The following is a 25570-nucleotide window of genomic DNA, read 5'->3' as shown; positions in this document are numbered from 1 at the left end:
TACTGGTAAAGGCTTTTTTGTGAGTAACATAGTTATATAAATATCATTATAGGAAAATATAAGATACAAAATTCAACAAGATAATGCTATAATTTTCTTTGTGTGTAAAAAAGCTTTATTGCTGGGATTTAGAGTATAAGAAAAAAATACTTAGCAATGGAAAAGGTGGATGCTTAGTGTTTTTAAAAGGAAAAAACATAGAACAATACATCACAACTAGAAAAAACAATTTAGATTTTATCCGTTTTATAGCAGCAACCTTAGTTTTATTCTCGCATTCATATCCTTTAACGTTAGGGAACAATGGTTCTGAACCATTTGCAATTCTTACCAAGGGACAAATGACATTTGGAGAATTTGCTGTCAGTATTTTTTTTGTTATCAGTGGATTTCTCATTACACAAAGCTTTGAACGTTCAAAGAGCCCAATTTCGTACTTTAAAGCAAGATTTTTGAGGATTTTCCCCGGACTCATTTTTGTTGTGTTTTTATCCATTTTTTTATTGGGTCCCATTTTTACAGATTTAAGCTTTAAGGACTACTTTACAGCACGTGATACTTATGAATATATAAGCACTATTAGTTTGTATTGGATTCAGTATGATCTGCCAGGTGTTTTTCAAACAAATATATGGCCTACAGCTATAAATGGTTCGTTATGGACCCTATGGTATGAATTTTTCTTTTACATTGTTGTCGCTATTCTTGGAGTAACCAGGCTTCTTAATAAAAGGATTGTATTATTTGTATTTATTCTTAACGCCGGCCTTCATTTCTTTAATAAAGACGATTTATATTATGATTTATTTCGTTATTTTAGTTCGGGGATGCTTTTTTATCTATTCAGAAAACAGATTAAGTTAAACGGAACTATAGCTATTTTGTCGTTTATAATACTACTATTGGCACCTAGCTTCGGTTATTTTGAATCCGCATTTTCCATTTTTGGTGCTTATCTTATTTTCTATTTAGGCTATGAAGCAAAGCTAGGGATGCACAATTTTAGTAAATATGGCGATTTTTCATATGGTATTTATATTTATGCATTTCCAATTCAACAAATAATGGTTCATCTTTTTAATAATAAGCTATCACCTTTGCAGGACTTCTTTCTATCTCTTCCGTTTACATTGATATTTGCATTTATTTCATGGCATCTAATTGAGAAAAATGCGCTTAAATTGAAGAACTTCTCACTAAACACAGAAAAAAAGTCTTTGATTAAAATCAGATATCATTCAAATAATAAAAACATATAAATTCGGTTGGTGGAATTGATATTTAAGAAAAGGATATTACTCCGAGTAAGTTATAGGAGAGGGTTACTTTCATGAACAAGTTTGAAAAAATATTATTAACTGTTTTTTTTGTTGAACTATTCGTAGGCGGTGGGGGCAGGTTAATTGACTTTGGGGTTATATCTATCCGCCAGCTTTTATTTATACTTCTCATAGGGACGTATATGGTCCGGGTTATAAAGGATAAAGCCATTTTTAATAAAAAAAAGAATACATTTTTCAGGTTAAATCCTGTTACCATTGGGGTTTATGTTTTAATTTTCTGGTTTTTAGTTAGTTCAGTAATTGGTTTTATTAATGGGCATTCGCTTGGAGTAATTGTAACTGACTTTTTTAGGGTTTCGTTTTTTGCTGTTTATTTTCCTTTGGCATACTATATTTCAAAAGAGAGATTTACTATACAGCGAATCATTAAAATTCTAAAATACAGTGCAATAGTTGTTGCTATTTTTACTATTACGGTTTCGTTGTTAGGAAAAACTGTATTTAGTAATAATTTTGCTCCATTTTATAATTTCATGAACACTATCATGAACGATGATTTATTTTTTAGACCTAGCAACAGTGTATTTTATAAAAGTCACTTCTTTGTTTTGATTGGTTTAATTGTATCTTTAAATGATCTTTTAAGTAAAAAATACGGCAAATTGGAAATAGCTGTTGTTATAATTGGATCAGTTTCTATTCTCTGGTCTGAAACTAGAGGTTTTTTGTTGGCTTTTATGGTAAGCTTGTTGACAATTATAGTTTTGGACGTAAAGGTTATAGTAGATCCATTCAAAGGGATATCGAGTAAATTTAAAAAATTAATCCAATCCAAACAATTTATGAAGAAATTCACTATTTCTTTACTGGTAATAATCGCGGTTCCGTTCCTTTATAAATATATGACGCTTGAACGTTTTGAACAAACTGCTGCAGTTGAAGAAGTGCATCCATCCACTGAATTAAATAAAAAACCTAAGGCTAAAAAAGTTCAAACTGAAGTTAATGATGTAAGTGTCAATATGCGTATGGACATTCTTAATAGCTCAAAGGAGATATTAAAAGATCCAAAAAACCTCATTATTGGAGCTGGTTATGGAACTGAAATTGCTGGGAGAATCGCTATTGAAATAAGTTTTATTGATATACTTGTTGAACAAGGCTTAATTGGATTAGCCATATGGGGGTTTTTATTCCTAATCGTTTACTACAACTATTATTGGGCCTATAAGAACGGACAAAAATTGTCAACTTTAGACATTTCTTTATTGGCTGCATTTATGGGGGTTTTACTTCTAACGAATATCAATCCATTTATCAATAACCCTATCGGTATTAGCTTTTTCATAGTACTGCTCGTGGTTTCTCAAAACAAGAAGGAATTAAAACAAAATGAGGAATTAGTATGAAGTTTACGATTGTTCTTGTCTTGTATAAGAAAACACCGGAAGAAAGTAAAACTTTCCTTACATTGAAACAAACCTTATTTTCCAACAAAAATGGATTCAATCAATTTGAGCTAATTTTGTATGACAACAGTCCGGAAAAACAAGAATTTAATCCCCTCAAGTATGAAGGGGTACATATGTCATATGTTCATGACTCACGAAATTTAGGAATTGTACCTGCTTATAATCATGCTTGGAAAATTGCGAACGAAAATGGAAGCAAGTGGATTCTCCTCCTGGATCATGATACGGAGTTAAGCCAAGAGTATATGAATGAGGTAATGAACCTGGCGGATTTTTCAGAGGAGATTGTAGCAGTTGTACCAAAGATTATGAATGAAAATACAATGATCTCTCCTGTATATAGTAATTCGCTTCGTCCTTTGCTAGGGGATCGCCCAGAGAGAGGGATTCAAGAAAATCCAGTAATGGCCATTAATTCTGGTGCTCTAATTCGAATCGATTTTTTAAATGAAATCGGCGGATTTAATGAGGAATTTCCTTTAGACTACCTAGATCATTGGCTTTTCTTTGAGATTTATGCAAAAGGAAAAAAGGTGTGGGTTCTCGATTCAGTTCTCGAACATGAATTATCTGTAATGGACTATAGTAGGGTCTCACTGAAACGTTACCAAAGTATTTTGCAATCCGAACTGAATTTCTACAGAAATTACAAAACTGCATTATTACCTTCTTTTCGGATTCAGCTCCTTAAAAGATTCTTAAAGCAGGCTTTGACTGTAAAAAATAAGCAGATTGCTTTGCATACATTACGACAGTTCTTTTCAATGTCAAAATCGTAAAAAGATTAGAATTGGAGATATCTTTGGCATAGGAAGATATCCTTTTTCTATGTAAAGATTTATATGAGACAGGAGTAACATAAACAAAGGAATTTTTGGGAATATTTTAAGAAAACATATACGGTAAAATATAATTATTTTATTTTTTCTATAACCTTCATTATAATGGGGTAGGTAGATTTGTCGAAAAATCAGGTTCTTAACAAGTAAAAAGAGGAGTTGTCTTTAATGAAAGGAATTATTCTGGCCGGTGGCAGCGGCACTAGGTTATATCCGTTAACAAAGGTTGTTTCTAAACAACTATTACCGGTCTATGATAAACCAATGGTATATTATCCACTATCTGTTTTAATGTTAGCAGGTATTAAAGATATTTTAATTATCTCCACCCCTGAAGATACAGGGAGATTTGAACAAATCTTAGGTGATGGATCAGATTTAGGATTAAACCTTACATATAAAATCCAGCCTCATCCAGGCGGATTAGCCCAAGCGTTTATTTTAGGAGATGAATTTATTGGCGATGATAACGTGGCGTTAGTGCTTGGCGATAACATTTTTTATGGCCACGGCCTAACGAATTTATTACGTAAAGCCGCTGAAAGAGAAACCGGTGCAACTGTGTTTGGCTATTATGTAAATGATCCGGAGCGCTTTGGAGTCGTTGAATTTGATGACCATGGCAAAGCTGTTTCCATCGAAGAAAAGCCCGAAGTGCCAAAATCCAATTATGCAGTAACAGGGCTTTATTTTTATGATAATCGTGTTGTACAAATTGCAAAAAGTATCCAGCCATCTCCTCGAGGCGAGTTGGAAATCACTGATATCAATAAAGCATATCTAGAAATGGGAGAATTAAATGTTGAACTGTTAGGTCGCGGATATGCGTGGTTAGATACAGGTACACATGCATCTTTGTTAGAAGCATCACAATTTATTGAAACAGTCGAAAAGAGACAGTCCTTAAAAATTGCTTGTCTTGAAGAGATTGCTTATAAAATGGGTTACATTTCAAGGGAAAAGCTTTTGGAGCTTGCGGAGCCATTAAAGAAAAACCAGTATGGCCAATATTTAATAAAAATAGCTAACCAAAGAATTTAAAAGCTAATGAGTGAGGTAAAAAAAATGAATATTATTGAGACAAAATTGCCTGACGTTAAAATTTTGGAACCTAAGGTTTTTGGAGACCATCGCGGTTATTTTATGGAGAGTTATAATAAAGAAATTTTTGAGAAATTGGGCCTTTATTACGACTTTGTTCAGGATAACCAATCTTTATCTGCACCGGTTGGAACATTAAGAGGATTACATTTCCAGCTCAACCCGAAGGCCCAAACGAAAGTTGTTCGTTGTATAACAGGTGCAATTTATGACGTAGCAGTAGATATTCGCAAAGGCTCCCCGACATTTGGACAATGGGTCGGTGTAATCCTAAGCGAGCATAATAAGCGGCAACTTGTAGTACCAAAAGGCTTTGCCCACGGTTTTTGCACTTTGGTACCTGACACCACAGTTGCATATAAGGTGGATGAAAATTATTCACCAGAGCACGACGGGGGGATTCTTTGGAATGATCCGGAATTAGGAATTGACTGGCCGACAAACAATCCAATTCTTTCAGAAAAAGATACAAAACACCCAAGATTGAGTGAAGCGACACATCTTAATTTCGTTTATGAAAAATAGGAGGTAAAACATGAAACTATTAGTAACAGGCGGCGCCGGTTTTATAGGAAGCAACTTTGTCCGCTATATGGTCAATAAATATCCAGAGTACACTATTGTGAACTTAGATGTATTAACTTATGCAGGTAACCTAGAGAACTTAAAAGACATTGAGAACAAGCCAAATTATAAGTTTGTCCGCGGAGATATCGCAGACCGCGACTTTATTCAAGGACTATTCCAAGAAGAAAAGTTCGATTATGTCCTGAACTTTGCAGCTGAATCCCATGTTGACAGAAGCATTACTGACCCTGGAATTTTTGTCCAAACAAATATCCAAGGAACTCTAGCTTTACTCGATGCTTCGAAAACCTTTGGTGTAAAGAAATATCTTCAAGTTTCTACAGACGAAGTATATGGTACTCTAGGAGAGACAGGATACTTTACAGAAGAAACACCTTTAGCAGCCAATAGTCCATATAGTGCAAGTAAAGCTGGTGCAGACTTGCTTGTTCGTGCGTACAATGAGACCTTTGGTCTTCCGACAAATATTACACGCTGTTCTAATAACTATGGGCCTTACCATTTCCCTGAGAAACTGATTCCTTTAATGATAATTAATGCTTTGAATGATAAGGAACTGCCAGTTTATGGAGATGGATTAAATGTTCGCGACTGGCTGCATGTGGAGGACCATTGCCAAGCCATTGATTTAGTACTGCATAAGGGCCGTGTGGGCGAAGTATACAATGTTGGCGGCAATAATGAACGCACAAACATTGATATTGTAAAAACAATCCTTAAGCATTTAGGAAAGCCTGAATCATTAATCAAATTTGTAAAAGACCGACCAGGCCACGATCGCCGCTATGCGATTGACGCGACGAAGTTGCGCACGGAACTCGGCTGGTCTCCAAAATACAATTTTGACACAGGAATTGAACAAACTATTAATTGGTATCTAAATAATAAGGAATGGTGGGAAAACATCATTTCTGGCGAATATCAGGAATATTTCAAATCCCAATATGGCGACAGACTGGGAGTAGAATAATGAAGGTTGTTGTAACAGGTGCAGCTGGTCAATTAGGCCAAGATGTTATTTTGGAATTGGAACGAAACAACCATCAACCTATTGGCGCTGACCGCCAAACGTTAGATATAAGCAATGAAGCAGCAGTGCAAGCATTTATTCAGGAAGTGAGCCCTGATGTCATTCTCCATTGTGCAGCCTATACAAATGTGGATGCCGCAGAACAGGATGAAGAGACTGCCTATAAGGTTAATGGCTTGGGAGCTAAATATCTTGCTCAGGCAGCTAAGCAAATTGGCGCGAAGATGATGTATATCAGTACGGACTATGTATTCGATGGAACAGCTGAGGAGCCATATGAGGTTGGCCATCCTACAAAACCACTAGGGGCATATGGGCGTACAAAATTAGCTGGTGAAGTTTTTGTTCAAGAAAATCTAGAGGAATTCTTCATAGTTCGAACAGCATGGGTTTTTGGTAAACATGGCAACAATTTTGTCAAAACAATGATTCGACTAGGGAAGGAACGCGGCGAAGTGGGCGTTGTTTCAGATCAAGTGGGTTCCCCAACCTATACAGTCGACCTTGCCAAGTTCATGGTCGAGCTTATGGAAACGGACAAATACGGAATTTACCATGCTACGAACAGTGGAATTTGTTCATGGTACGAATTTGCTATTGAAATTTTTAATCAAGCGGAGATGGATGTAACAGTTCTCCCGTTAACGACTGAGCAGTTCCCGCGGCCAGCCGCAAGGCCGAAGTATTCAGTGCTTAGTAAGAAGAGGATTGAAGAGGAAGGGCTGACGCCGCTCCAAAGCTGGAAGGATGCTTTGGCAGCTTATCTAGAGGAACTAAAAGATTAATCATATAGAGAAAGGGATACGTTAATTGGTCATCTTTGACTTTAATGTATCCCTTTTTTATGTTATTTTATTAAAGGTTAGGTTTTTTCAAAAATAATTGAAACCTTATTCACAAAGTATCGTCTGAAATATTGGATACGATATTTACATAAGAATTTTTTCCTTTTGTGTAAATCTTGTACATATAGCAAATTAATAGTTTCATTGAGAGTAAGTCTATGCTATAATCCATTAGGAGTATTTTATCGAAATTTGGCTTTTTTATACATTTTATATCTATAAAACTCAAATCTGGTTATAAAATAAGCACGGAGGGTCTTTATGTTATATGTAACTTTATTTATATGTTTTTGTGCTTCGATCTTCCTTACACCATTAGTAAAAAAATTAGCCTTTAAAATTGGTGCAACCGATAAGCCAAATCAAAGGAAAGTTCATCAGAAAATCATGCCGCGTTTAGGTGGGCTGGCTATATATATTAGTTTCTTAATAGGAATATTCGTTATTCAACCAAATGAAAGTTTCAATTTACATCTCATAAATCCAAATGGACATGTCCATTTGGCGTTAATACTTGGAAGTTTAATTATTATCCTTACCGGTGCAATTGATGATGTGAAAGAAATCTCACCAAAGGTAAAGCTGTTAGGACAAATCCTTGCGTCTCTCGTTATCATAATTTATGGAAACATAAAAGTTGAATTCATTAACTTACCATTTGGCGGAGGACAGTTGGATTTTGGAATATTTAGTATTCCATTTACAATGGTTTGGATTGTAGGTATTACTAATGCAATAAATTTAATCGACGGGTTAGATGGTTTGGCAGGAGGGGTATCTTCAATTGCCTTATTTTCCATCGCAGGAATAGCCTATATTACTGGGAACCCTTATGTTACAATTGTGGCATTAATAGCGGCTGTATCTACACTTGGTTTCCTTGTATATAATTTTCATCCAGCTAAGATTTTTATGGGTGACACCGGCGCATTGTTTTTAGGATTTTTAATTAGTGTTCTTTCGTTATTAGGATTAAAAAGTATTACGGTTATGTCCCTCGTTATTCCGGTCATAATATTGGGTGTTCCAGTTTCTGATACATTCTTTGCCATTATCCGCAGGCTTGTGAACAAGCAGCCATTATCGGCACCGGATAAGTCACACCTGCATCATTGCTTGTTAAAAGCAGGTTATTCACATCGGCAAACGGTTTTAATGATATATGCAATGAGTGCGGTTTTTGGACTAGCAGGGTTTATCTTTTCCCAAGCAACAATCCGTGGGTCAGTCATTATTCTTCTCACAATATTGATTATAATCGAAATATTTGTTGAGAAAATAGGACTTATCAGAGAAGACTACAAACCATTGTTAAACCTGATTCGAGGTTTTAGACAAGTAAATTTGCGAAATAAGTAAAGAATGCGCGGGCTTTCAAAATTTGTAAGCCCGCTTTTTTGCTGTTTGAATTTTGCACGATTTTCCTTTTTTTTGCAAAACCTTTAGTGTTTCGAATCCTCTTTAATGGACAAACTTATTCTTAAGGAGGATTTAATATGCTTCTTCTCACTATGATATTATGTTTTGTAGCTTCTGTTGTAATTACACCACTTGTAAAAAAACTAGCCATTCTAATTGGGGCAACTGACAGGCCAAATCAACGCAAGGTTCATCAATCAATCATGCCGAGGCTTGGTGGCTTAGCAATCTTTATCAGTTTTATGTTGGGTATTTTTCTTTTGCGTCCTGACAATCCATCCTTGTTTCCAATATTGATTGGTTGTCTTATCATAATCGTGACCGGCCTTTTGGATGACCTTCTGGAGCTTTCGGCAAAATACAAACTTTTGGGTCAATTGGCTGCTGCGGTTGTTGTTGTTTTTTGGGGAAACCTGCAGGTCGTCTTTATTAATTTGCCGTTCGGGGCTCAGCTTCAATTTGGTTTATTAAGTATCCCCTTTACAATTATTTGGATTGTAGGAATTACTAATTCGATTAATTTAATTGACGGGCTGGACGGTCTTGCTGCAGGGGTATCTTCCATAGCGTTAATTACAATTTCCGGGATGGCTGTTATACAAGGACATATATTTGTTGCAATAGTTGGTTTAATTGTCCTTGCCAGTACATTAGGTTTTTTGATATACAACTTCCATCCTGCCAGTATTTTTATGGGAGACACTGGGGCACTATTTTTAGGATATATTATTTCGGTGCTTTCGCTAATGGGTTTTAAAAATGTAACCTTCATTTCATTTATAATTCCAGTCATTGTTCTAGCCGTACCAATTTCAGATACTTTTTTTGCAATTTTGCGTAGAATTATTCATAAAAAACCTTTAGGTGCACCTGACAAACAGCACCTACACCATTGTATGCTGCGCATAGGTTACTCTCATCGTCAGGCGGTATTACTTATTTACGCGATGTCAGCATTTTTTGGTTTGATGGCTGTTATTTATTCACAGGCTAGGATTGGTGGAGCTTTGTTTTTAATTTTGTTAATAATTTTGTTTATTGAGATAACTGCGGAAAAAATCGGTTTAGTTGGAAGAGATTATCGTCCTATTTTGAAAATTTTACAAACACTGAGGGCGGGATCAGCCAAAGGAAGATCATGATTCCTTTTAGTAAATAGTATATGGTTTTTTAGGGAGAATTTTTATAGTTCTCTCTTTTTAATTTATTTTTGACCTCAATAACAGGGCATTTCAAATTAACAAGGAGTTTTTTGGAAAAAAATCACTTTGAAAAATATTTGATTATTAACTAAAATAATATTTAATGCGTTTTCCGGAGGAGTTTATTCGGTATAATTTTATGTTTATTATTTGGGGGGGTACCAATGACTTTTAATGAAGTAATGGCATTAATTATGCCTTCAATAATAGGATTACTATTCTATTCCAAACTTACATTAAAAAAAGTAACTTTTTTTGACGGGTTGTGTAATACTGTTTTATTTATCCTAATCACAAACTGTATATGTTATGCATTCTTAATATACTTGAGAAAAACAGTGTCTTTTATTTACACAGACAGTTTTACAGTGAAATATAGTATCATGGCTACCTTTATAGCAATAGTAATTGCAATAATTTATCGGTTTTTAGAATTAAATTTCAGTATCGGTCTTAGAGTGGTGACATTAAAAGATGAAGAAGAATAAGACTATTATTAATATCTTTTCAATATTGTTATTGCTTATAACCTCAATAATTATTTCAGCATCTATACATATAAAGTTAAATTTTGCGAATCAAAATGCGGACGAAATGGTTTATTATCTTTTTAATGGACTAAATGGTACATCCACCGATGTTATTATACACGCCATAGTATTAAGTTTTGTGCCATTTTTATTATTATTTCTCTTTTTACTAATTCCCTTTATCCGCTTAAAAAAAAGGAAATATATTATTGATGTTAAAATTAAAAATAAGAAGTACTGTTTTACAATTTTGCCAAACAAGTTTTTATATAAATACAGAATCATCTATTCTTCCGCAGTGCTATTGGCTTCATTAGTTCTTAGTTATAATATGTTAGGTTTGAACGAATACATCAAAAGTATAACAAATTACTCATCAATAATTGATGATAATTATGTTAATCCCGCCGACGTTTCTATTACATTTCCTAATGAGAAAAGAAACTTAATTATTTTATATTTGGAATCAACTGAAAACACATTTATTGATAAGGAAAATGGTGGAGGTTGGGGATATTCTGTTATTCCAGAGCTAGCAAGTATTGCAAAGGAAAATATTAATTTCTCTAATTCTGATAAAATCGGTGGTGCCCTGTTTGCTCCTGGCACCCAATGGACTGTAGCAGGACTTGTTTCAACTACCTCAGGTATTCCGCTGAAAATTCCTATTGATGGAAATGAGTATACTTCTTCTAATAACTTTTTAGGGGGAGCTTATACATTGGGGGATCTATTGCATAAAGAAGGATATAATCTAGAGGCTATGTTTGGTTCGGAAGCTACTTTTGGAGGACGTAGTAATTATTATTTAAGACATGGAAATTACAAGATATTTGACCTTAAGACTGCAATCAATGAGGGGAAAATGTCCGAAGATGAAAAAGTTTGGTGGGGGTTTGATGATACCCATCTATTTGATTGGGCTAAGGAGGAAATAACCAATTTAGCGAATTCGGATAAACCTTTTAGCTTTTCCTTCCTAACTGCTAATACACATTTTACAGATGGGTATATGGAGAGTGCAGCTGAGGATTTATACAAAAGTCAATATGAAAATGTCTTTGCGTATTCTTCTAAACAAGTAAATGATTTTGTAGAGTGGTTAAAACAACAGGATTTTTATGAAAATTCAACTCTAGTAATAATGGGAGACCATCACAGTATGCAAGATCCTAAATACTTCGAATCCCATATGTATAAGGGCTATGAAAGAACCATTTATAATGCAATTATAAATTCCGCTATTGAGCCAATAAATTCGAAAAACAGATTATTTTCATCCATGGATATGTATCCAACAATTTTAGCGAGTATTGGTGTTAAAATCGAAGGAGACCGGTTAGGAATCGGAACAAATCTATTTTCAAATAGGAAAACATTAGCGGAAGAACAAGGAATATTAAACTTAAATGATGAGTTAGCTAAAAACTCAAAATTCTATAATGACAAAATCTTGAAGGATGATTACTTGGAATTATTAAAGGCTAAAAAGTAAAAACAGTCATTCTGTAAGTACCTTTTCTTTTATTTAATCATAAATAAATTAATCCTGGATAAAAATACTGTAAATTTTAGGTTAAAATAAAAAAATTAAAGGGGTCTCGAATGGGACCCCTTTAATTTTTCTATTCTGTTTTTTGGCCTAAAGGCCAAACCAAATATTTTTTTCCCAATTGCCTCCCGCCAAATGTCCTACTATAATTCAAAGAAAGAACATCCTGAATTACCTAATAAAATCTTGTTCCAAATAGACCGTTTCGCCCTTGCCCAGCATACATTGTCCATTGGTCAGTTCCACCATCCAGTCCATAAAGATTTGAACCTTATCTTCCTCGACATAGACATCAATTTGGACGTTATCTAAATAGAGAATATCTTTAATTTTGTGCTCGGAAGAACGCAGTTCTCTTTCAATTTTCCCAAGCCAGGTGTAGTCGATTTTCACCTGCATAATTTGAACTAGCCGTCTTTCGACAACACCGACTGCATCTAGACCATCAGAAGTAGCTTTTCCGTATGCGCGAATCAGGCCGCCTGCACCGAGCTTGATCCCGCCAAAATAGCGGGTAACTACGACAACCGTGTCCTTCAGCTGTCTCTTTTTCAAAACTTCAAGGATAGGGACGCCGGCCGTGCCGCTTGGCTCGCCGTCATCGTTCGCTTTTTGGATTTGGTCATGCTCGCCAATTAGGTAAGCTGAGCAGTTATGAGTGGCGTTCCAATGTTTTTTCTTGATCCCCTGTATAAAGTCTTGGGCATCTTGTTCGGATTCCACTCTTTTCAGTTGGGCAATAAAACGGGACTTTTGGATATTTATTTCATGTTCTCCATACTCTTTTACAGTTAAGTAACGAGGCAGCATGTTAAACTCCTTTCTTTAGCAAAAACGTCACACTAATGTAATATAATATTTTTTAAAAAAATTAATGTAATATACCTATAATATGGGTGTAAAGTTCGAATGATATAATAAATACAGCTTTATAGTACCTTGTAATAGGCTAAAGGTAGTAGTCTAATATAGTAATTATACTACTTTTTTACAAAAGTCACGTAAGCAATAATTATAGCTTAGCAAAGTATTTCAAAAAATGGTAAAGTATGTTAAAGGCCTAAGGGAAAAAAAGCCCCGGAGGAATCTGAAATGAATTTAAAGCAATTAGATTTGAAATCGATTGATGACATTCGTGAAGCGATGATTGAAGCTGTTACCTGCAGCAAAAGTGATATCTTCCGCATCAGCGAGCAATGCCGTACTGATTTTGACAGCATCACCAATGAGCTGGCGAACATTAAGGAAGTGATGGCTAAGCTTATTGAGGAAGGAAATCAGCTGGAGGCGCAGGTTACTGCCGCGAGGCACAGACTTTCAGAAGTAAGCATGAACATGAAAACCTTCTCGGAGGAGGAGGTACGTGACGCCTACGAAAAGGCGCATCAGCTGCAAATGGATCTCTCCATCAATTGGCAATACCGAAAGCAGCTTCTTGAAAAAAGAGAAGAACTCGAACACAGGCTTGTTGGTATAAATGATACGATTGAACGTGCAGAGCAGCTGATTTCGCAAATCTGCGTGGTCATGAATTACCTGCAGAGCGACTTAAAACAGTTTGGCGAAGCGTTTGAAAATGCCAAAGCGAAGCAGGATTTGGGCTTGAAAATTATTGAGGCCCAGGAGGAAGAGCGCAAGCGTCTTTCAAGAGAAATTCACGACGGTCCGGCGCAAATGCTGGCAAATGTCATCATGCGTTCTGATATTGTGGATCGTGTTTTTCGTGAGAAAGGTCCTGATGATGCATTCGCAGAGATTCAGAGCTTTAAGAAAATGGTTCGCTCAGCACTTTATGAGGTCCGCCGGATTATTTACGACCTGCGTCCGATGGCATTGGATGATTTGGGGCTCGTTCCGACCCTCAGAAAGTATTTGCAGACCATTGAAGAATATCATAATCATTCAAAAATTGAATTTGTGAAAATAGGAAATGAGAAGAGACTTCCGACGAAATATGAGGTTGCCCTCTTCCGGCTTATTCAGGAATCGGTGCAAAACGCGCTCAAGCATGCCAATGCCTGCTCCATAAAAGTTCAATTGGAAATGACGGACACCAGTGTGAAAGTGTTAATAAAGGACAACGGCGTCGGTTTCGATACGAACCAAAAGAAGCCGGGTTCCTTCGGCATGATGGGCATGAGAGAAAGGGTCGACCTGCTTGAAGGCGATTTGACGGTTGATTCGAAAATCGGCAAGGGCACCGCTGTTTCCATCCATGTGCCGTTAATGAACTAAGCTTAGATTATAAAACGAAAGTAACATTCTCTGATGGGGAATTTTTGAAAACTAGGAGGCGTTACACATGAATACAAAAATTATTATTATTGACGATCACCAGCTTTTTAGAGAAGGTGTTAAAAGAATACTAGAATTTGAGAAATCGTTCCAGGTTGTGGCAGAAGGCGATGACGGCACCGAGGCATTAACGCTTGTTGAAGAGCACCGTCCTGATGTTGTCATTATGGACATCAATATGCCACAAATGAATGGTGTCGAGGCAACTCGCGAGCTAGTCGCTAAATATCCGGATACAAAGATCATCATCCTTTCTATTCATGATGATGAGAATTATGTCACTCACGCACTGCAGACAGGTGCCTGTGGCTATCTGTTAAAAGAAATGGATGCCGATGCGTTGATTGAAGCAGTCCGTGTCGTGGCAGACGGAGGTTCTTACCTGCATCCAAAGGTGACTCATAATTTAGTCAATGAATATCGCAAACTAGCAGCAGGTGTGACCCGTGGAGGTTCTTACGTGCAGACGATTGAAATCCGCCGTCCGCTTCATTTATTGACACGCCGTGAGTGCGAGGTACTGCAAATGCTGGCCGATGGAAAAAGCAACCGCGGTATCGGCGAAGCGCTTTACATCAGTGAAAAGACCGTTAAGAACCATGTATCTAATATCTTGCAAAAAATGAATGTTAATGACCGTACTCAGGCTGTTGTTGTGGCGATTAAGAATGGCTGGGTAGAAGTTAGGTAGTTATTTTTCTGAAAAACTAATTTTATGTTATGATGGGAGAGCACGCGTAATGCGTGTTCTTTTTCTTCTTTGGAGAAAGTTGTTTTGATAAAATAATGAGCAGTATTATTGTAAAAAAATAAGGATGGTAAACATACATATGAAAACGGCAATTGTCACAGACAGTACGGCATACATTCCAAAGAAATTACTAGATAAATGGAATATACATATGATCCCGTTGAATGTCATTTTCGGCAATGAAGTCTACCGGGAAGAAGTCGATATTCACTGTCAACAGTTTTTCGAAGAGGTAAAGACAAAGGACCTGCCGACGACATCCCAACCGCCGATCGGCCAATTTGTGGAGTTGTTTGAACGGTTTGCGGCGGAGGGTTACGATGCGGTTATCAGTATCCATTTATCGAGCGGCATCAGTGGCACATATCAGGGCTCGGTAACGGCTGGAACGATGGTCGAGGGTATCAAAGTATTTTCCTTTGATTCGGAAATTAGCTGCATGGTTCAAGGGTTTTATGCATTAGAAGCTGCGGAATGGGCATCTAGGGGAATGGATCCCGAGCGGATTATGGCGCGATTAGAAGAACTGAAGCGCACAGCACGCGCTTATTTCATGGTTGACGACCTGTCGCATCTCCAGCGTGGCGGCCGGTTATCAGGAGCAGCTGCTTTAATCGGCAGCTTGCTGCAGGTTAAACCTCTATTGCATTTTGTGGACAAGGTAATCGTCCCTTTTGAAAAAATTCGCACCCGCAAAAAAGCGATGAAACGAATTGCAGATTTGCTTGGTGAGGATGCAATGGGCGGCGGCCGCTACCAGGCTGTAGTGATCCATGCCAATCGCGAGGAGGAAGCACTAGAGTGGAAGAAGGAGCTTGAGTCTCTCTATCCGAACGTCGACTTTACCATCGGCTACTTCGGGGCTGTTATTGGTACCCATCTTGGGGAAGGTGCTATGGGTATGGGGTGGATGAAGAAATAGGTTTTTGAAGGTACTGGCCATTCCGGGTTGCTGGGATGGTTTTTTTTATTTGCTGGGGGTTACTATGTAGTAAATAGGTTTGGCGAATAAGTTATATAAATTGGCGAATAGTCACCTAATTTCAGCGAATAACTAACCTTGTCGGCGAAATAACCTTCTAAGTTTGGCGAATATCTGTTCAAAACGGGCGAATAACGTAATGGCCAGCTAAAAATAGCTAGCAAACCGGAGACTGGGCCAGCGTGTCGAGAAAAAAGGTAATCAAAGGGATTGGCGAATAAGTCAACGGAACCAGTGAATAACTTAAAAGAATCGGTTAAAACCAATATAGTTGGGCGAATATTGCCTAATAAATGGCGAAAAACTAACCTATTTCGGCGAATACCCCAGCTTAGGAGGTCGCACCTTATAAATCTATCAAACCGTCATTAGCTAAAATTCGACAACTTTAAACAGTAGTTGTAAAATGTAGTTGTATTTTTTAATAAAGGAGCGATGATTCCATTGTTAATGAGAGACTTGCCCGTCCCCCTGAGACTGGTTTTAACCCAAGTCCTGGTTTACCGTATTTTAATCGGCCATCCTAAACAACCGGAAATCGAAAAAGACCTCGCGAAAAGAAAAGCTGGCTTTCGAGGTGAACTAGCCTTAAGAAATTTTGTAAAACAACTCCCCCAAGAAAAATATGTTATCTTCCACGACCTTCAACTCGAATACAACGGATTTCATTTCCAAATTGACACACTTCTCATCTCAAGAAACGGCATTCTCATTATTGAAGCGAAAAATATAGCTGGAACATTGATATTCGACAATCAATTTAACCAATTAATTCGGGTTAAACCGGATGGTACTGAAGAGATTTTTGAAGATCCTCGTGTTCAGGCTGAAAGGCTGCGTATATTATTAGGAAGATTGTTGGCGAAATACGGAATGAATTTTCTGCCTATCGACCAGCTTGTTTTTTTCAGCAGCACAAAGACCTTTTTAAAAAGCAACAGCAATGATCCAAACGCATTTAAAAAGGTATGCAAATCAAGGGATATATTTAAAAAAATTGAAACCTTTGAAAATACATATAACCAGCCAAGAGTGGATGAAGAGACTATCTATAAAATTGCAAATTTCTTATTAAGTCATCACACTCCGCAAAAAATCAATATCTTAAAAGAATATGGTTTGACGAGAAATGACATCCGGTCAGGAGTCCGATGCCCCGATTGCCTTCATATCCCGATGGTGTACGAACGTAGAAGCTGGATTTGCCCAATCTGCCTTTACACCTCAAAAGATGCCTTTATTGATGCCATCAGAGACTACTTTCTTCTAATAAATTCATCAATTACCAATGCAGAGTGCCGCAGCTTTCTTCATCTGCCGACAGTCCATACAGCCCAAAAAAAGCTTCGTCTTTTGAAATTACCCTATGAAGGAGAGAAGAGGGGGCGTATTTATTTCCCACTTCTGGAATGGGAGCCTCAAAATATTATGGCTACTTTAGAAAATGAACAAAAATATGCGAATTTTTTGATAAAAAGTTAAAAGAAGGTGCCCCCCATGCGTTTTCAAATAAAGGATGAAAAACTCATCCCGCAAAAATTTCCCGCAGAAGATTCCTATCGAATCACACAAATCCCAGAAATCCCGCAGCCGTCATTAAACCCTGACTTTCCATACAGCTGCGAACTTCAACAGCTTCTCACCGGCAAGCAGCTCCTCCTTGAAGATATCCCACTCCCACTAAACGAAATTCAATCGCACTATGAAAATGGCTATGTTACATATCGTAAAGGAATTGACTATATCGGGAAAAAGCCAGTGTGTATGCGATGCGGTAACAAGGATCAACGGATGTTCGCCGGCTTCTCTTGCTCTCGGTGCGGTGAAAACTGCCTTTATTGCCGCCACTGTATCATGATGGGAAGAATCAGTGAATGCACTCCATTAATTGGCTGGAATGGTCTAGTGCCTGAAACCGACCTTCCACAAAAAATTATGACCTGGAATGGTATTCTTTCAGAAGGGCAGCGGCTGGCTTCTGACAAGGTAGTAGAGGCTATCCGGCAAAAAAAGGAGTGGCTTGTTTGGGCCGTTTGCGGGGCCGGGAAAACCGAGGTGTTGTTTGCAGGAATTGAAGCTGCGCTCTCTGTCCAAAAAAGAATCTGCATCGCCACACCGAGAACAGACGTAGTTCTTGAACTGACGCCAAGGCTAGAGGCAGCATTTCCCGATATCAAAGTTGCTTCCCTTTACGGCGGCAGCAAAGACCGCCATCTTTATGCCCCTTTAACCATCGCCACTACACACCAGCTTCTCCGCTTTTATCAAGCGTTTGATGCGCTGATATTGGACGAGGTTGACGCCTTCCCTTACACGGTCGAGGAATCGCTCCAGCATGCAGCGGTTCAGGCCCGGAAACCGTCTTCCGCGATGATTTACCTAACTGCTACCCCTAATCAAAAATGGCAAAGAGAATGCCGCACTGGCAAACGGTCGTTTATTACCATTCCGGCCCGGTTCCATCGCAATCCTCTGCCTGTTCCTGAATTTGCATGGTGCGGCAACTGGCAAAAGCAGCTCCAAAAAGGCAGGCTTCCTGCCAATGTTCTTCGGTGGAGCAAAGACAGGCTCGAGAGCGGCAAACAGGCACTTGTTTTCTTCCCTCATATAAAATTAATGGAAAAAGCACTCCCATTACTGCGCAAGCTCGATTCCAGAATCGAGGCCGTTCAAGCGGAAGACCCTGAACGTAAGGAAAAGGTGCAAAGGATGCGGGCCAAAGAAATCCCACTGCTGCTAACGACCACCATCCTTGAGCGGGGCGTTACTTTTCCCAATATTGATGTTGCTGTTGTGGGTGCCGAGGATTTGATTTTTACCGAAAGTGCACTTGTGCAAATCGCCGGCAGAGCAGGACGAAGCAAGGATTACCCGGATGGAGTGGTGACTTTTTTTCATTATGGAAAAACAGAGGAGATGCTGAAGGCTAGAAAGCAGATTGTCACGATGAACCGAGAGGGGGTGAAGCGGGGGCTGATTGACGTGTAATCGAACTTTCAAAGAAAGGGATAGAACAAATGAATTTTCTCAGTCAAAATCGATGTCTTATCTGCCAGGAAATAATATATCCGGATATACGATGGGGAGCTATTTTTTCAAAAGAAAAAGAGCACCGTGTATGCACAGATTGTGATGCGAAGTTTGAAAAAATAGAAGGAGATATCTGCCGGATGTGCAGCAGACCGTTCCGGCTGTTGGACGAGCAATTTCGCGACGGCGAATTATGCCATGATTGTACACGCTGGGAAGAGGATCCTGACTGGCAAGGATTCCTTCAAAAGAATACTTCAATTTTTCTTTATAATGACTTTTTAAAGGAAGTTATGGCCAAATATAAATTTCGCGGGGACTATGTACTAGCAAAAGTGTTTGCAGATTACTTCAAGGAGGTTATAAAAGGGTGGGAAGCTGATTTATTTGTGCCGATCCCGTTAAGCGAAGAAAGGCTTTACGAACGGGGCTTCAATCAGGCAGCCTCAATTTTGGAAGAATCAGGAATAATGCCAACTGATATACTTTCGCGGATCCACACCGAAAAGCAGTCTAAAAAATCCAGGTCGGAGCGAATCCATCTCCCCCAAGTATTTCAAATCGACGCCCAAACCAACCTCTATGGAAAAAAGGTCATCCTTATCGACGACATCTACACCACCGGCTCTACCCTAAGGCACGCTGCAAAACTCCTTAAACAAGCAGGCGCTGACGCAGTCTGGTCAATAACAATAGCTAGATAGGAGTAATGGTGTCAGGCACCGCTCGTGAACACTGTCCACCTCAGCCAGACAACTAGGGCAATCCTCTATCGTTTCAAATCAATTTCCCATATTCCCTAAACATATTAGTGGCAAATTGTCCCAATGAATATTAAAATAAAGATGAACAACCATTCATAATAGTAAATTTCCCCACATAAGTCAAAGGCTGTTTAAAACATTGTCACTATTTTCCCATTGTTTTTGTCAATAAATCGACAAACAATTTATATTGATTCAGCAGGATAATCATAGGGTAAAATAGAAATGTAATACATAGCCTTAAAATAAAGGAGGACTCCACACATGAACTATAACGTACGTGGTGAAAACATTGAGGTAACTCCAGCAATCAGAGAGTATGTAGAAAAGAAAATCTCAAAATTGGAGCGTTATTTTACAGAAGCACCTGATGCAAAAGTTAACGTGAATCTTAGATTCAATCCAGATAAAACTTCCAAGGTCGAGGTAACAATTCCACTTCCAAATTTAGTACTGCGTGCCGAAGAAACAAACCAGGATATGTATGCTGGGATTGACCTGATCACTGACAAGCTAGAGCGTCAAATCAGAAAGCACAAAACAAAGGTGAACCGCAAGTTCCGTGAAAAAGGAAATGTTGATTTCCAATTCACAACTACGAATACTTCAGATGTCCATGACGATGAGGAGCTGGAATTAGTTCGTACGAAACGCTTCGACCTTAAGCCAATGGACAGCGAAGAAGCAATCCTGCAGATGAATATGTTAGGCCATAACTTCTACGTGTTCACAAATTCCGACACTAACCGTACAAACGTTGTATACAAGCGTAAAGATGGCCGTTACGGTTTAATCGAAGCACATTAATAAACTATCAAAACGCTGCTGGGGCGCCTATCCCCTGGCAGCGTTTTTTAATGGGTGATGCACGGGGATGATGCACGGGGACGGTTCTTTTGCATCACTATGAAAATATTACGGTACCCTAAATTCAGAATCTTCTTTATAATGGAAGTAATATACAAATGAAAGAGGGGTTCTCAAATGAATTTTGATTATCAGTACAATCCGTATCCATCCCACCGAACGACCGTTTTTGCACAGCGAGGAATGGTGGCCACCTCCCAGCCGCTCGCCGCTCAAGCAGGTCTTGATATCCTAAAAAAAGGCGGTAACGCCATCGATGCCGCGATTGCAACGGCAGCGGCATTAACGGTCCTTGAACCAACCTCTAACGGCATCGGCAGTGACGCCTTTGCACTCGTTTGGACGAAGGGCAAGCTTCATGGACTGAATGCCAGCGGCCCGGCCCCAAAATCGCTGACTATTGATGCAGTTAAGGCGCGCGGCTATGATAAAATGCCGGAACATGGTCTTATCCCGGTAACAGTTCCAGGCGCACCTTCAGCATGGGCAGAGCTCTCCCAAAAATTTGGCCGCCTCCCGCTAAAAGAGGTACTCCAGCCTGCCATTGACTATGCCGAAAACGGCTATCCATTGACGCCTGTTCTTGCGAAAAACTGGGGACGCGCCTACCAGCATTACAAACAAACGCTCACCAGCGAAGAATTCCAGCCTTGGTTTGAAACATTTGCCCCTAATGGGTGCGCGCCAAAGGCAGGCGAAATCTGGCGTTCTCCGGACCACGCAGAAACGTTGCGCTCCATCGCGAATACGAATGCTGAAAGCTTTTATCGTGGGCAAATCGCCGACCAAATAGCAGCCTTTTCCGAGCGCTACAATGGATTTATTTCAAAAAAGGACTTGGAATCGTACAGGGCCGAGTGGGTTGAGCCGATTAAGCTGAACTACCGCGGCTACGATGTGTGGGAGATTCCGCCGAACGGACAGGGGCTAGTGGCGCTGCTCGCATTGAATATCGTCAAGAGCTTTGAACTTACTGAAAAGGAAACCATCGATACATATCACAAGCAAATCGAGGCTATGAAGCTTGCCTACACCGACGGCAAGGCCTATATCACTGATCCAACTTTTATGAAAATGAAGATAGCTGATGTTCTTTGCGACGAGTATGGTGATACGAGACGCCGGGAAATCACTGACGAAGCGCTCCAGCCGCTTCCGTATGAGCTGCCGCGTGGAGGAACAGTCTACCTCGCTGCCGCCGATGGTGAAGGGAACATGGTGTCATACATTCAGAGCAACTATATGGGCTTCGGCTCAGGTATTGTGGTGCCAGGCACCGGGGTATCGCTGCAGAACCGTGGTCACGATTTCTCATTGGACCCTTCGCATGCCAATGCACTAAGACCGGGCTCCAAAACGTACCACACCATAATCCCAGGTTTCTTGACAAAAGGAGATCTGCCAGTTGGGCCATTCGGCGTAATGGGCGGATATATGCAGCCACAAGGCCATATGCAGGTCATCATGAATACGGTTGACTTTGGTTTGAACCCGCAGGCTGCGCTGGACGCTCCTAGGTGGCAGTGGATTGAAGGGAAGAAAATTCAAGTCGAGCCGCATTTTCCGAACCACATTGCTCAGGCCTTGGCCCGGAAAGGACATCAGATTGAGGTTGCCCTTGACACAGGCTCGTTTGGTCGTGGGCAGATCATCTGGCGTGACCCGGATACTGGCGTTTTGATCGGCGGCACTGAACCACGGACAGACGGGGGCGTTGCGGCTTGGTGATTCAAGGACTGCGGAAGCTCGGACATGGTCTTAAAAAACTCCGTTCGGCGGATAAACCTTAAAATTCGGCGGATAACAATTCTAATTAGGCGGATATTTCCGAGATTCGGCGGATAAAACAGCATACTCGGCGGATATCCGCTCTAAATCAGCGGATTACTTCAAAAGGAGAGGCAAATCAAATGACATTTTCAATCGTCGGTTATGACCCAGTGGAAAAAGAATGGGGTATTGCCGTTCAATCCAAATTTTTAGGCGTAGGAGCGGTAGTTCCGTGGGCCAAAGCGGGAATCGGGGCGGTTGCAACCCAATCCTATGCCAATACGGCTTACGGTCCAAGGGCTCTTGAACTGATGGCACAAGGAAAGTCAGCACAAGAAACACTTGAAGTCATCCTTGCCGATGATCCTGACAAAGAAATGCGCCAGGTGGGACTCATTGATGCAAATGGCAATGCCGCAACATTTACCGGAAGCGCCTGCTATAACTGGGCCGGTGGCGTCACAGGACCACACTTTGCTGCGCAGGGAAACATTTTAGTGGATGAAAAAACAGTCCAGGCGATGACTGAAATTTTTCAAAAAGCGGAGGGAACATTGGCTGAAAGGCTTCTTGCTTCCTTAGATGCCGGGCAGGAAGCGGGCGGTGACAGCCGCGGCAAACAATCTGCCGCCCTTTATGTCGTGAAAGAAAAAGGCGGCTACGGCGGCTATAACGACCGGTACATCGACCTTCGCGTGGACGACCATCCTGACCCAATCAAGGAGTTAATCAGAATATATCAGCTTCAGCAGCTCTATTTTTCGCCATCTAAGCCTGAAAAAATAGCATCAGTTGAAGGAGAAGTTAAAACAGAGGTAACACAACATTTAAAACGTTTAGGGTACCTTCCGGGCGCTGACAGCAGTGATGATAAAATCTATCAGGCGCTCACCACTTTTATTCATACGGAAAACTTCGAAATGAGAGAACAAAAGAGGGGCTGGATTGACCTAGAAGTCCTTGAATTTATGAAGAATAACAAGAAATAAACATTGCCCTCCACTTACTGGAGGGTTCTTTTATTGGGGGTATTTTCCATTTGCTCAAATCATCTAGTTAATTTTCACTATCATCATAGTGTTTTTTCTCAAAATCTATTGAAAATATGGTAAAAATCTATTAAATTGGAAAAGTATACAATATAGGTCTTTTGGAGGAAGAGGATGGGCAAAGCATTTTTAAAGGTTGCATCTATTTATTTTACAATTGGGGTTTTAGCAGGAATCACGATGGGAATTATCCATGACTTCCGTCTGGCATCAGTACATGCTCACATTAACCTGCTTGGATGGGTGTCGATGGCGATATTCGGACTTATTTATCATTTTTATCCGCAAGCAGCCAACACGAAGCTGGCAAAAACACATTTTTGGTTCCATAATATCGGTTTGCCGGTGATGATGGTCGGAATTGCAACACAGGTTTTAACTGGAAGTATGGCGGCCCTGCCGGTAGCGGTTATCGGCTCCATTGTTGTGGTTGTAGGCGTTATTTGTTTCACAATAAACCTTTTCAAACATGTTGGAAAAGGTACAAACGTACAATCTGGTAATAAATTTTCAGTTTAATAGGACTTTCTTAGACGGCTATCTTATATTTTGATGGTCGTCTTTTTGTAATGAGTAGGTAAATATAACCTTTTACAAAAAACTTTTAATAACACCTACAAAAAAGAAAAAGACCTGACGTAAAGTTTAGTAGAACTTCACAAGGAGGCAATAAAAGACATGAAAAACAAGAAACTGACAAACATAGTAACTAGCGGTGTACTGGCATCTTCACTTATTTTTTCAGTAGGAGCAGGGGCGGCCTTTGCTACTGGTAATGACACAGCGGAGGATTCTGCAGTAACAGGTACGACTACAGAACAGGTTACAGATCAAACAGCAACGACTACTGAAAACGCAACTGAGGAAACCACTACTGAACAAGAAAGTAATGCAACAGAAACAACAACTTCCGAAGAAGCTGAAACTCCATCAGACGAAGCAACAGTAGAAGACACTGATGCTGACGAAACTGTGGCGGCCGATGATGAAGCAACTACAGAGGACCAAGCAAAAACAGAAGATGTTGAAAAAGCTGAAGCGCCATCATTGGTACCTGGAGATTTCTTTTATTTTGTAAAAACCATCACTGAAAAAATCCGCCTTGCATTTACTTTTGACGATTATAAAGAAGCACAGCTATTGGCTCAATTTGCTGCAGAACGTATTGCTGAAGCAAACGCGTTGATTGCAGATGGTAAAACGGACGAAGCGGAGCAGCTACTTAAGGACGCTCTTGCAACACAAGAGAAGGCAGCGGAGCAGCTTACAGCTTCTGAAGAAGGCACTGACACAGATGCCGCTGATGTGGAAAAGGCAGACGACACTCAAACTGCTGATGTTGAAAAAACTGACGATACACAAACCACTGCTGAAGGTACTGTTGAAGGCAAGTTAGCTAACAACATCGATGCGCTACTGGGTGCCCTTAGCCATGTGAAAAATCCGACTGCCCAACAGGCTTTAATGAAAAACATTCAAAAATCATTTGCAAAACTTGACAAGAAGTTTGCCAAGCTTGAAGAGAAAGATGCTGATTTTGCTGAACAAGTGAAGCAGATTGAAGAAAAAGTTTCCGACGATCAAACAGCAACCGTGAAAAAACATGGTAAAGCGCTAGGAAAGCAAAAGAAACAAGAGACCGAAACAGCAGTTGAAGAAACTACGCAAACTACAGACGAAGCAGCAACTGTAACAGAAGAAAGCAGCCAAGGCGAGGATACTGCAGTTCAAACTGAATCTGCTAATAAAGGGGCAGAGCACCAAGCTGCAGCTCAAGCAAAAGCTGCTGAAAAGCAAGCTCAAGCCGCTGCAAAAGCTGCTGAAAAACAAGCTGCAGCAGCACAAAGAGCTCAAGAAAAACAAGCCCAAGCAGCCCAAAAGCATGGTGAGGCCGCTAATAAAGCTGAACAAGCACATGGGAACGGAAATCATTAATTCTAATAAATTTTAAAATTTGGAATGGCCTCGGTTAAACCGGGATCATAGACACTGAGTCAGGGTGGTACGCTCTGGCTCTTTTTTGTCATGATATTATGTTGTGAGATCCGCAGATTTTGTAGGAGGAAGATAGGAAAAAGAACATGGATCCGAATTATACCAATTAATGTGGTGAGACCTCTGGTTTGTGTCATGAATGTTTAAAACGATGTTGTGAACCTTCGAAACTTTGTCGTAAACCCCCTAATTTATGTAGTGAGGAT

23 protein-coding genes are annotated in these 25570 nt (G+C 39.6%); 22 read left to right on the top strand and 1 reads right to left on the bottom strand.

Going from position 1 to position 25570, the window contains the following annotated elements; genetic code table 11:
• Nucleotides 1-176: 176 nt before the first annotated feature.
• The 11 genes from ACZ5B7_RS26690 to ACZ5B7_RS26640 all read left to right on the top strand — a co-directional run bounded on the left by ACZ5B7_RS26690 (nt 177) and on the right by ACZ5B7_RS26640 (nt 11804).
• Nucleotides 177-1259, top strand: coding sequence for an acyltransferase family protein (locus tag ACZ5B7_RS26690; protein WP_464491598.1), 1083 nt, complete (start codon nt 177-179; stop codon nt 1257-1259).
• A 71-nt stretch (nt 1260-1330) separates the two neighbouring features.
• The gene (locus ACZ5B7_RS26685; RefSeq protein WP_464491597.1) at nt 1331-2692 is read left to right on the top strand and encodes an O-antigen ligase family protein; all 1362 of its coding nucleotides are present in this window, start codon (nt 1331-1333) and stop codon (nt 2690-2692) included.
• Nucleotides 2689-3534, top strand: a complete 846-nt coding sequence (locus ACZ5B7_RS26680; RefSeq protein WP_464491596.1) for a glycosyltransferase — start codon at nt 2689-2691, stop codon at nt 3532-3534. Before ACZ5B7_RS26685 ends, ACZ5B7_RS26680 begins: the two co-directional genes overlap by 4 nt.
• A 228-nt stretch (nt 3535-3762) precedes the next feature.
• Nucleotides 3763-4635 carry a glucose-1-phosphate thymidylyltransferase RfbA gene (gene rfbA, locus ACZ5B7_RS26675; RefSeq protein WP_464491595.1) on the top strand — a complete coding sequence of 291 codons (873 nt, stop codon included), beginning with the start codon at nt 3763-3765 and terminating at the stop codon, nt 4633-4635.
• A 24-nt stretch (nt 4636-4659) separates the two neighbouring features.
• Nucleotides 4660-5220 carry a dTDP-4-dehydrorhamnose 3,5-epimerase gene (rfbC, locus tag ACZ5B7_RS26670; RefSeq protein ID WP_213117630.1) on the top strand — a complete coding sequence of 187 codons (561 nt, stop codon included), beginning with the start codon at nt 4660-4662 and terminating at the stop codon, nt 5218-5220.
• Nucleotides 5221-5230: 10 nt separating this feature from the next.
• Nucleotides 5231-6253: a dTDP-glucose 4,6-dehydratase gene (gene rfbB / locus ACZ5B7_RS26665; RefSeq protein ID WP_464491594.1), complete on the top strand. Its 1023-nt coding sequence runs from the start codon at nt 5231-5233 to the stop codon at nt 6251-6253.
• Entirely contained in the window at nt 6253-7098 is an 846-nt protein-coding gene (gene rfbD / locus ACZ5B7_RS26660; RefSeq protein WP_464491593.1) for a dTDP-4-dehydrorhamnose reductase, read from the top strand. The genes rfbB and rfbD overlap by 1 nt, the downstream gene beginning before the upstream one ends.
• Nucleotides 7099-7419: 321 nt before the next feature.
• Nucleotides 7420-8517 (top strand): glycosyltransferase family 4 protein, encoded by a 1098-nt coding sequence (locus tag ACZ5B7_RS26655; protein ID WP_464491592.1) that lies wholly within the window; start codon nt 7420-7422, stop codon nt 8515-8517.
• Nucleotides 8518-8654: 137 nt separating this feature from the next.
• Nucleotides 8655-9719: a glycosyltransferase family 4 protein gene (locus ACZ5B7_RS26650; RefSeq protein WP_464491591.1), complete on the top strand. Its 1065-nt coding sequence runs from the start codon at nt 8655-8657 to the stop codon at nt 9717-9719.
• Nucleotides 9720-9943: 224 nt separating this feature from the next.
• Nucleotides 9944-10267: a hypothetical protein gene (locus ACZ5B7_RS26645; protein ID WP_464491590.1), complete on the top strand. Its 324-nt coding sequence runs from the start codon at nt 9944-9946 to the stop codon at nt 10265-10267.
• The gene (locus tag ACZ5B7_RS26640) at nt 10254-11804 is read left to right on the top strand and encodes an LTA synthase family protein (protein ID WP_464491589.1); all 1551 of its coding nucleotides are present in this window, start codon (nt 10254-10256) and stop codon (nt 11802-11804) included. Before ACZ5B7_RS26645 ends, ACZ5B7_RS26640 begins: the two co-directional genes overlap by 14 nt.
• A 228-nt stretch (nt 11805-12032) precedes the next feature.
• Here ACZ5B7_RS26640 and ACZ5B7_RS26635 read toward each other — a convergent pair whose 3' ends face one another.
• The gene (locus ACZ5B7_RS26635; RefSeq protein ID WP_464491588.1) at nt 12033-12671 is read right to left on the bottom strand and encodes a YigZ family protein; all 639 of its coding nucleotides are present in this window, start codon (nt 12669-12671) and stop codon (nt 12033-12035) included.
• A gap of 282 nt (nt 12672-12953) precedes the next feature.
• Here ACZ5B7_RS26635 and ACZ5B7_RS26630 point away from each other — a divergent pair, with 282 nt between their 5' ends.
• The 11 genes from ACZ5B7_RS26630 (at nt 12954) to ACZ5B7_RS26580 (ending at nt 25304) form a co-directional block, all read left to right on the top strand.
• Nucleotides 12954-14096 (top strand): sensor histidine kinase, encoded by a 1143-nt coding sequence (locus ACZ5B7_RS26630; protein ID WP_423799679.1) that lies wholly within the window; start codon nt 12954-12956, stop codon nt 14094-14096.
• Nucleotides 14097-14163: 67 nt separating this feature from the next.
• Nucleotides 14164-14847, top strand: a complete 684-nt coding sequence (locus ACZ5B7_RS26625) for a response regulator (RefSeq protein ID WP_464491587.1) — start codon at nt 14164-14166, stop codon at nt 14845-14847.
• A gap of 139 nt (nt 14848-14986) precedes the next feature.
• Nucleotides 14987-15829, top strand: a complete 843-nt coding sequence (locus ACZ5B7_RS26620) for a DegV family protein (RefSeq protein ID WP_464491586.1) — start codon at nt 14987-14989, stop codon at nt 15827-15829.
• A gap of 510 nt (nt 15830-16339) precedes the next feature.
• Nucleotides 16340-17371 carry a nuclease-related domain-containing protein gene (locus tag ACZ5B7_RS26615; RefSeq protein WP_464494579.1) on the top strand — a complete coding sequence of 344 codons (1032 nt, stop codon included), beginning with the start codon at nt 16340-16342 and terminating at the stop codon, nt 17369-17371.
• 15 nt (nt 17372-17386) lie between these two features.
• Nucleotides 17387-18877 carry an ATP-dependent helicase ComFA gene (locus ACZ5B7_RS26610; protein WP_464491585.1) on the top strand — a complete coding sequence of 497 codons (1491 nt, stop codon included), beginning with the start codon at nt 17387-17389 and terminating at the stop codon, nt 18875-18877.
• Between the two features lie 29 nt (nt 18878-18906).
• A complete protein-coding gene (locus tag ACZ5B7_RS26605; protein WP_464491584.1) occupies nt 18907-19623 on the top strand; it encodes a phosphoribosyltransferase family protein in 717 nt (238 codons plus the stop codon).
• Between the two features lie 324 nt (nt 19624-19947).
• On the top strand, nt 19948-20490 hold the full coding sequence (hpf, locus tag ACZ5B7_RS26600; RefSeq protein ID WP_464491583.1) for a ribosome hibernation-promoting factor, HPF/YfiA family: 543 nt from the start codon (nt 19948-19950) through the stop codon (nt 20488-20490).
• Nucleotides 20491-20667: 177 nt separating this feature from the next.
• Nucleotides 20668-22278: a gamma-glutamyltransferase family protein gene (locus ACZ5B7_RS26595; RefSeq protein WP_464491582.1), complete on the top strand. Its 1611-nt coding sequence runs from the start codon at nt 20668-20670 to the stop codon at nt 22276-22278.
• Nucleotides 22279-22460: 182 nt separating this feature from the next.
• Nucleotides 22461-23309 (top strand): DUF1028 domain-containing protein, encoded by an 849-nt coding sequence (locus tag ACZ5B7_RS26590; protein WP_464491581.1) that lies wholly within the window; start codon nt 22461-22463, stop codon nt 23307-23309.
• Nucleotides 23310-23483: 174 nt separating this feature from the next.
• Entirely contained in the window at nt 23484-23888 is a 405-nt protein-coding gene (locus tag ACZ5B7_RS26585; RefSeq protein ID WP_464491580.1) for a cytochrome-c oxidase, read from the top strand.
• Between the two features lie 159 nt (nt 23889-24047).
• Nucleotides 24048-25304, top strand: a complete 1257-nt coding sequence (locus tag ACZ5B7_RS26580) for a DUF5667 domain-containing protein (protein ID WP_464491579.1) — start codon at nt 24048-24050, stop codon at nt 25302-25304.
• The last annotated feature ends 266 nt before the right edge of the window (nt 25305-25570 follow it).

This window comes from Neobacillus sp. S1115, assembly GCF_055385565.1.
Note: the sequence above shows the minus strand (reverse complement) of the source record. Positions and strands in the feature narration are given on the sequence as shown.

What these genes read in the sequence shown, in the direction of transcription:
- ACZ5B7_RS26685 (WP_464491597.1), top strand. Translation starts at nt 1,331, where the DNA reads ATGAACAAGTTTGAAAAAATATTATTAACTGTTTTTTTTGTTGAACTA.
- ACZ5B7_RS26680 (WP_464491596.1), top strand. Translation starts at nt 2,689, where the DNA reads ATGAAGTTTACGATTGTTCTTGTCTTGTATAAGAAAACACCGGAAGAA.
- rfbA (WP_464491595.1), top strand. Translation starts at nt 3,763, where the DNA reads ATGAAAGGAATTATTCTGGCCGGTGGCAGCGGCACTAGGTTATATCCG.
- rfbC (WP_213117630.1), top strand. Translation starts at nt 4,660, where the DNA reads ATGAATATTATTGAGACAAAATTGCCTGACGTTAAAATTTTGGAACCT.
- rfbB (WP_464491594.1), top strand. Translation starts at nt 5,231, where the DNA reads ATGAAACTATTAGTAACAGGCGGCGCCGGTTTTATAGGAAGCAACTTT.
- rfbD (WP_464491593.1), top strand. Translation starts at nt 6,253, where the DNA reads ATGAAGGTTGTTGTAACAGGTGCAGCTGGTCAATTAGGCCAAGATGTT.
- ACZ5B7_RS26655 (WP_464491592.1), top strand. Translation starts at nt 7,420, where the DNA reads ATGTTATATGTAACTTTATTTATATGTTTTTGTGCTTCGATCTTCCTT.
- ACZ5B7_RS26650 (WP_464491591.1), top strand. Translation starts at nt 8,655, where the DNA reads ATGCTTCTTCTCACTATGATATTATGTTTTGTAGCTTCTGTTGTAATT.
- ACZ5B7_RS26645 (WP_464491590.1), top strand. Translation starts at nt 9,944, where the DNA reads ATGACTTTTAATGAAGTAATGGCATTAATTATGCCTTCAATAATAGGA.
- ACZ5B7_RS26640 (WP_464491589.1), top strand. Translation starts at nt 10,254, where the DNA reads ATGAAGAAGAATAAGACTATTATTAATATCTTTTCAATATTGTTATTG.
- ACZ5B7_RS26635 (WP_464491588.1), bottom strand. Translation starts at nt 12,671, where the DNA reads ATGCTGCCTCGTTACTTAACTGTAAAAGAGTATGGAGAACATGAAATA.
- ACZ5B7_RS26630 (WP_423799679.1), top strand. Translation starts at nt 12,954, where the DNA reads ATGAATTTAAAGCAATTAGATTTGAAATCGATTGATGACATTCGTGAA.
- ACZ5B7_RS26625 (WP_464491587.1), top strand. Translation starts at nt 14,164, where the DNA reads ATGAATACAAAAATTATTATTATTGACGATCACCAGCTTTTTAGAGAA.
- ACZ5B7_RS26620 (WP_464491586.1), top strand. Translation starts at nt 14,987, where the DNA reads ATGAAAACGGCAATTGTCACAGACAGTACGGCATACATTCCAAAGAAA.
- ACZ5B7_RS26615 (WP_464494579.1), top strand. Translation starts at nt 16,340, where the DNA reads ATGAGAGACTTGCCCGTCCCCCTGAGACTGGTTTTAACCCAAGTCCTG.
- ACZ5B7_RS26610 (WP_464491585.1), top strand. Translation starts at nt 17,387, where the DNA reads ATGCGTTTTCAAATAAAGGATGAAAAACTCATCCCGCAAAAATTTCCC.
- ACZ5B7_RS26605 (WP_464491584.1), top strand. Translation starts at nt 18,907, where the DNA reads ATGAATTTTCTCAGTCAAAATCGATGTCTTATCTGCCAGGAAATAATA.
- hpf (WP_464491583.1), top strand. Translation starts at nt 19,948, where the DNA reads ATGAACTATAACGTACGTGGTGAAAACATTGAGGTAACTCCAGCAATC.
- ACZ5B7_RS26595 (WP_464491582.1), top strand. Translation starts at nt 20,668, where the DNA reads ATGAATTTTGATTATCAGTACAATCCGTATCCATCCCACCGAACGACC.
- ACZ5B7_RS26590 (WP_464491581.1), top strand. Translation starts at nt 22,461, where the DNA reads ATGACATTTTCAATCGTCGGTTATGACCCAGTGGAAAAAGAATGGGGT.
- ACZ5B7_RS26585 (WP_464491580.1), top strand. Translation starts at nt 23,484, where the DNA reads ATGGGCAAAGCATTTTTAAAGGTTGCATCTATTTATTTTACAATTGGG.
- ACZ5B7_RS26580 (WP_464491579.1), top strand. Translation starts at nt 24,048, where the DNA reads ATGAAAAACAAGAAACTGACAAACATAGTAACTAGCGGTGTACTGGCA.